This is a genomic window from Yinghuangia sp. YIM S10712, assembly GCF_051388935.1.
GTDB lineage: Bacteria > Actinomycetota > Actinomycetes > Streptomycetales > Streptomycetaceae > Yinghuangia.
In genome coordinates this window covers 88597-94822 of sequence record NZ_JBPKBI010000011.1, presented here as the reverse complement: position 1 = coordinate 94822, position 6226 = coordinate 88597, and the positions used below count along the sequence as shown (strand labels likewise).

Genomic DNA, 6226 nt, shown 5'->3' with positions numbered 1-6226 from the left:
CGCCACCGACGGTCGCGACCGAGACGCCCGACCTGGCGCGCGGGCGATTGTTCGGCTGAAGGTCGCGCCCCTGCAAGGCATGCACGTGCCGTCAGGCGCCATGGCCCCAGCGGACCCCGGACCCGAAAGGCTCTCATGACCCTCCAGATACCCCGCATCATCTCCGTGGACGATCACGTCGTCGAGCCTCCGAACCTCTGGCAGGACCGCCTGCCGGCCGAGTTCAAGGAGCGGGGGCCGCGTGTCGTGCGCGAGAAGGCGCGGTTCAGCTTTGTCGGCGGTGTCTTCTCGTACGAGAAGGGGGTCGAGGACGGCGAGTGGTGCGACTGGTGGATCTACGACGATCTGGTGTACCCGTTCCCGAAGCTCTCGGCGGCGGTCGGGTTCGACACGCTGGATGTGACGCCGGTGACGTTCGACGACATCCGCCCGGGGGCGTGGATCCAGTCCGAGCGCCTGAAGGACATGGACGCGAACCACACCGACGCGTCGATCTGCTTCCCGAACATCCTGCCGCGCTTTTGCGGACAGGCCTTCCACGAGCGGCAGGACAAGGAGCTCGCGCTGTTGTGCGTGCGGGCGTACAACGACTGGATCATCGACGAGTGGTGCGCGGGCGAGGGCCGGGGCCGGCTGCTGCCGATGACGCTGATCCCCCTGTGGGACCCGCACCTTGCCGCGCGCGAGGTCGAACGCTGTGCGGCGAAGGGCTCGTTCGCGGTGGCGTTCTCCGAGAACCCGGTTCCGCTCGGCCTGCCGTCGGTGCACGACAAGGACCGCTTCTGGGACCCGTTCTTCCGCGCGTGCGAGGAGACCGACACGATCGTGTGCATGCACATCGGGTCGTCGTCGAAGATGCCGTCGACGTCGCCGGACGCGCCGTTCATCGTGTCGTCGACGCTGACGTTTCAGAACGCGATGGGCTCGCTGGTCGACTACATCTTCTCCGGCGTGCTGGACCGCTTCCCGCGCATGAAGATCGCGTACGCGGAGGGCCAGGTCGGCTGGATGCCGTACGTGCTGGAGCGCGCCGACAAGCTGTGGGCGGAGCGCGCCGACAACGACTTCGGGTCGTCGCTGGCGGCCAAGCCGTCGTCGTACCTCAAGGACCGCGTCTACGGCTGCATCTTCGACGACGAAATCGGGCTGCGGAACCGCGACGTGATCGGAATCGACCAGATCTGCTTTGAGGTCGACTACCCGCATGCGGATTCGACGTTCCCGCACACGCGCAAGGTCGCGTACGACATCGCCACGCAGGCGGGGTTGACCCAGGAGGAGGCGTACAAGCTGTTTCGCGGCAACGCCATCAAGGCGTTCGGGTTGGAGCGGTTCGGCATCACCGAGTGACCGGGGTCGCCGGTTGAGCGGACCGCCGTATTCGATCGCCACCCCCGCTCCCGAAACGGTGTTTTTGCCACTTTTCTCCGGTGTGGCGCCCCACACAAGCGTCCGATTCGAACAACGATCTCCACCCGATCGTGAACCTGCCTGGACCTACCCGCGACCGGTCCGGTTATCGTGGCGCCTGTTGATTGAGCGTCAGCTAAGGGCGCCGCTCGCCGAGGGCGCACCTTTCCAGGGCTGGAGGACTGCATGGGTATCTGCGATGGCCGCGTTGTCGTGATCACGGGCGCGGGCGGCGGCATCGGGCGCTCCCACGCTCTCGCCTTCGCCGCCGAGGGCGCGAAGGTCGTGGTGAACGACATCGGTGTGGCGCGCGACGGCACCGGTTCGTCGGCCGGACCGGCGCAGGCGGTCGTCGACGAGATCAAGGCGGCGGGCGGCGAGGCGGTCGCGCACACCGACGACATCTCGACGTGGGACGGCGCCGAGTCGCTGATCAAGCTCGCGATCGACACCTTCGGCCGCATCGACGTGCTGGTCAACAACGCGGGCATCCTGCGCGACCGCATGCTGACCAACATGTCCGAGGCCGAGTGGGACGCGGTCATCAAGGTCCACCTCAAGGGCACCTTCGGCCCCGCCCACTTCGCCGCCGCGCACTGGCGCAACCTCGCGAAGGCCGGCGAGACGGTCGACGCGCGCATCATCAACACGTCCTCCCCGTCCGGCATCTTCGGCAACATCGGCCAGGCCAACTACGGCGCCGCCAAGGCCGGCATCGCGGCGTTCACCGTGATCACGTCGCAAGAGCTGGGCCGGTACGGCGTCACCGTCAACGCCATCGCGCCCACGGCGTACACCCGCATGACCGAAGACCTCACGCACCTGGTCGGCACCGCCGACGACGCCGCCCGCCTGGCCCCCGAGCACATCTCGCCGCTGGTCGTGTGGCTCGGCTCCCCCGCCTCCTCCGGTGTCACCGGTCGTGTCTTCTCGATCACCGGCACCAAGATCAGCGTCGCCGAGGGATGGGTCGCCGGCCCGACCGTCGACAAGGGCGAGCGCTGGACCCCGGCCGAGCTCGGCGACGTCATCCCCGACCTGGTCGCCAAGGCCGCCCCCAACGCCGACATGACGGGCACCCGCCCCACGCAGTCCTGACGTTCATGCAAAGGGGTCCGCAACACCCGTCGCGGCGACGGATGTTGCGGACCCCTTTGGCATGCACGGGCAATGGCCGGGGCTCGTTGTCGGGCTCGACCTCGCTGCCGGGCCGCTGCGATCGTCAGAGTATCGGCTTGGTGATATCGAACTTTTTCACGATGTAGCCACCGTATTTGTCACCCTTCGGGTCGCCGTGTATTTCGAGGTAATCCAACTGGCCGTTGACGCGAGCCGCTTCCAGCGCGTCCGCCAGGCCCCCTTCGCCTCGATCGCGCATTTTGCGGAGAATGTCCTGGAAGTACTCCAACGTGCCCTGCGAGACGCGCTTTCCGTTGGGGAGTGTCCGGTAACCCAGATCGGTCTTGGGTGAACTCTTCGCCTCCACCACCACATAACGCCCGTCGAGTGTCTTCCACACCTGATCGAACTGGTCGTTGCCGTTGTCGGGACCGGCGAGATCCAGGCTGGTCGCCCCCGGGTACAGCTGCGGGATCACCTGGAGCCGGGCCACCGTCTCGCCGAACTCCTCGGCAAGTTCGCTCATCGTCTTTTGCTTCGGCTTGTAGTCAGCCTCGGCTGCCTCCCGCGCGACGCGGTTCGCCTCGGTCGGGTAATTGTCGTACGCCGCCTTCGCATCCGCGAGCCTGTCAGCGGCCTTTGTGGCGGCGTCGATCGCGCTGTACCGCGCCAGCGCCGCAGCGTCGAGATCGGCGGGGGCCAGCGCGCCTTCCCGGGTGCCCCGCGGAATCGTCTCGGGCAGATACTTCGGGGGAAGCGGCGGCGGCACCCTGGATGCCGGAATCCATTGGTTGTTGTCGGCGTCCCACGTGATCTGCGGCATGCCGTTGTCGACGGAGTGCCGGTAACCGGTGTTCTGTTTGTAGAACTCCTTGAAGTACTCCGGGTCGGTGTTGATGCGGTACATCTCGTAGTCGAGCCAGGCCTCGTACTCGGCCTGCGACGCATTCGGCCCAGGGCTCGGCACCGGGTTCGGTACCGCTGTGCCGTTGCCTGTCGAACCCCCGGACGGTGCAGGGGAGTCCGGGAGTCCACCCGGCTCTTGGGGCGGTGGCGGGGAGACGGGCGGCGGTGCGGCGCCGCCGGCGGGCTGGGGTGGGAGGGACCTGAGGAGGTCTTCGATGCGGCGTTGGAGCTCTTGGCGCATCGCCTCGACGTCGGCCTCGGCCATGGCGCGGGCGACGACGCTGACCTGGGCGGCGTAGACATGGGTGGGGGGTTGCCGGCCGGAGGCGGCGATGGCGCGGTCGCTTGCCTCGGCGCGGGTGTAGGCGGCGGTCCACGCCGGGCTGACGTTGACGCAGCTCATGGCTCCGGTGCCGTCGACCGGGAGCGTCCCGGTCGAGGAACAACCGCCGACCGCCGCGCCGTCGAAGGTCATGGTGACCGTCATGTCGGCCGTGACCTGGGGGTTGGTGACGTACTTGCCCTGGAACCTGCCGGTGACCGTCGCGGTGACCGTGCACGCCCCGGCTCCGCAACCGCTGAACGACGCCTGACCTTGCGCGGTGTAGCTGATGCTCGGGTCGATGGCGTTCGCGAGCTCGGCGATCTTGGCTTCCAACTCGCGGCCGAGCGCCCGGGTTTGCTCGGCCGGAAGGGGCGTCAGAGACATGCACGAGCACTGCTGTGCGGAGGCGGGCGGAGGTGCCGGGGCGGGCGGTGGCGGAGCGGGGGCGTACGGGACCGCTTCGGGGGCGTTCGCGGCGGGGACCGCCGACCGGTGGGGGATGCCGCGCGCGGTGGGGAACGCGGTCGGGAAGCCACTCGGCAGGGCGGTCAGGAGCTCGGTGGGGAAGCCGGTGGGAAATCCTGTGGGGAGGCCGGCTGGGAGGCCGGTGGGCTGTTCCGTCGGCAGATCGCTCGGGAGCCCTGTCGGGAGGGCCGGCGCCCTCGGCATCGCCGCGCCGGGCAGTGAAGACGCCGTCCGCAGCACGCGGTACGGCTGCTTCGCGGAGACGTACACCTGCCCCCACGACGTGTCCGCCACCAACGCCTCGACACCGCCGACGGGTTCCGGCGCGTCCCGCAGCGCGCTGTCGGGCGCGATGGCCAGTTGCGCGCGCAGCGTGTCGGCCATCGCCCGGGGCCGGTAGCTGTGCGTCGCGATCCCGACCATGCCGGTGTCGGACACCATCCAGCGGCCGAACGGCACATGCTCCGCGGCCCCTGTGCCCACCGGCAGACCGAACGCGCCCTCGTGCACGCGCGTGTAGGTGCGGTCGCCGATGGTCAGCATGTCCACGGGCGTGTTGCCCGTCGTCACCGTGCCGAAGGCGTCACCGGTCGCCGTGACCCGCATGTCGATCCGCGCACCCGCGAAGTCGCCTTGCGTGTGCAGCGCGGGCGCGGCGGCGAGGTTGTCCAGGGCCGCGTCGAACGCGTCACGCCGCTGATTGCCCCCGTCGTCGCCGCCGCGGATGAAGACAACAACCAACGTCGCGATGAGCCCGAGCGCGACGACCGCCGCGATCCACGGCCAGGAACGCCTCCACCCGCGCCGGCCCGGCGGCACCGGCGGTGCGAAAGGAGGCGGAGGCGGGGGATGGGAAGGCCGTGGCGGCGGCGACGGAACGGAATCGGGTCGGCTGTCGTCCACAAATCCCCCGCAGGACATGGAAGTTCGAAGAAGCCCGCAGGTTATCGACGCTGATCCGACGGCACCAGCCCGCACGGGGGAGATACCCGTTTGTGTGTCCGAGTCGAGGGACACCCCTTGCCCGGCACGGTGGTTGATGAGCGCTGCGAGGTCGAAGTCCGTCACAAGTGGGGTCAGCCGGGGACTTGCGGATCCGGCCCCCATTGGATGCCGGTGTCACCGGGGTTCCGGCGTCACGCGGGCTTGCGTGCCTCGATGAGGAAGCGCGTGGTGTGTGCGACGAACGGGCCCTCGGCCTCGATCAGCTCGTGCAGGTCCCGCAGGCGGTCCCGGTAACGTGCGACGGTGAAGTCGGGGACCATCCAGACGACCTTGCGCAGGAAGTAGACGACCGCGCCGATGTCGTCGAACTCGGTGCGCAGCGTCTCGAATCGGAGGTCGACCACCTCCAGGCCGACCGCCTCGGCCTCCTGGCGGGCGTCGTCCGGGTGACGGGCGCGCCGGACCTCCTCGGGCTGCGGGCCGAGGAAGTACTCGACGAGCTCGAACACGCTGGCCGGGCCGACCTGTTGCGACAAGTAGGTGCCGCCGGGGCGCAGCACGCGGGCGATCTCCTGCCACCAGACGGTCACCGGGTGCCGGCTGACCACGAGGTCGAAGGCCTCGTCGCCGAACGGGAGCGGCGGCCGGTCGTCGTCGGCGACGACGGCCACGCCGAGCGGGTGCAGCAGACGCGTCGCACGGGCGATGTTGGGCGGCCACGCTTCGGTGGCGGCTGTCAGCGGCGGCAACTTCGGTACGCCCGCGAGGACTTCGCCTCCGCCGGTCTGGATGTCCAGCGCGGCGGAGGCGCCGGCCATGCGCTCGCCCATGAGGCGCTGGTAACCCCAGGACGGCCGCTGCTCGGTGGCGCGGCCGTCCAACCAGGAGAAATCCCAACCGGCTACCGAGACGTTCTCCGCTTCGGCGACCAGTCGGTCGAAGTCAGGTGACATGGCCCGATCCTTTCAAAGGGACCGTTCGGCCATGCATTCGGCGGGTGTGCCGCCGAGCGCCGCAGCGCTTGCGCGCTCGGTCGGCGAACGCCCGGTGGCGGGG

General features: G+C 69.3%; 4 protein-coding genes. 2 read left to right on the top strand and 2 right to left on the bottom strand.

Features of this window, described 5'->3' with window-relative positions; all coding sequences use genetic code 11:
• Positions 1-135 precede the first annotated feature (135 nt).
• Together ACRX5W_RS21780 and ACRX5W_RS21775 are read left to right on the top strand one after the other, a co-directional pair.
• Positions 136-1350 carry an amidohydrolase family protein gene (locus ACRX5W_RS21780; protein ID WP_436789914.1) on the top strand — a complete coding sequence of 405 codons (1215 nt, stop codon included), beginning with the start codon at positions 136-138 and terminating at the stop codon, positions 1348-1350.
• Positions 1351-1596: 246 nt separating this feature from the next.
• Positions 1597-2508, top strand: coding sequence for an SDR family oxidoreductase (locus ACRX5W_RS21775; protein ID WP_436789913.1), 912 nt, complete (start codon positions 1597-1599; stop codon positions 2506-2508).
• A gap of 124 nt (positions 2509-2632) precedes the next feature.
• On the opposite strand, the gene ACRX5W_RS21770 is transcribed toward ACRX5W_RS21775, so the two are convergent.
• Positions 2633-5044 carry a hypothetical protein gene (locus ACRX5W_RS21770; protein ID WP_436789912.1) on the bottom strand — a complete coding sequence of 804 codons (2412 nt, stop codon included), beginning with the start codon at positions 5042-5044 and terminating at the stop codon, positions 2633-2635.
• A gap of 317 nt (positions 5045-5361) precedes the next feature.
• Positions 5362-6123 (bottom strand): class I SAM-dependent methyltransferase, encoded by a 762-nt coding sequence (locus ACRX5W_RS21765; protein WP_436789911.1) that lies wholly within the window; start codon positions 6121-6123, stop codon positions 5362-5364.
• Positions 6124-6226: the final 103 nt, after the last annotated feature.

What these genes read in the sequence shown, in the direction of transcription:
- ACRX5W_RS21775 (WP_436789913.1), top strand. Translation starts at nt 1,597, where the DNA reads ATGGGTATCTGCGATGGCCGCGTTGTCGTGATCACGGGCGCGGGCGGC.
- ACRX5W_RS21780 (WP_436789914.1), top strand. Translation starts at nt 136, where the DNA reads ATGACCCTCCAGATACCCCGCATCATCTCCGTGGACGATCACGTCGTC.
- ACRX5W_RS21765 (WP_436789911.1), bottom strand. Translation starts at nt 6,123, where the DNA reads ATGTCACCTGACTTCGACCGACTGGTCGCCGAAGCGGAGAACGTCTCG.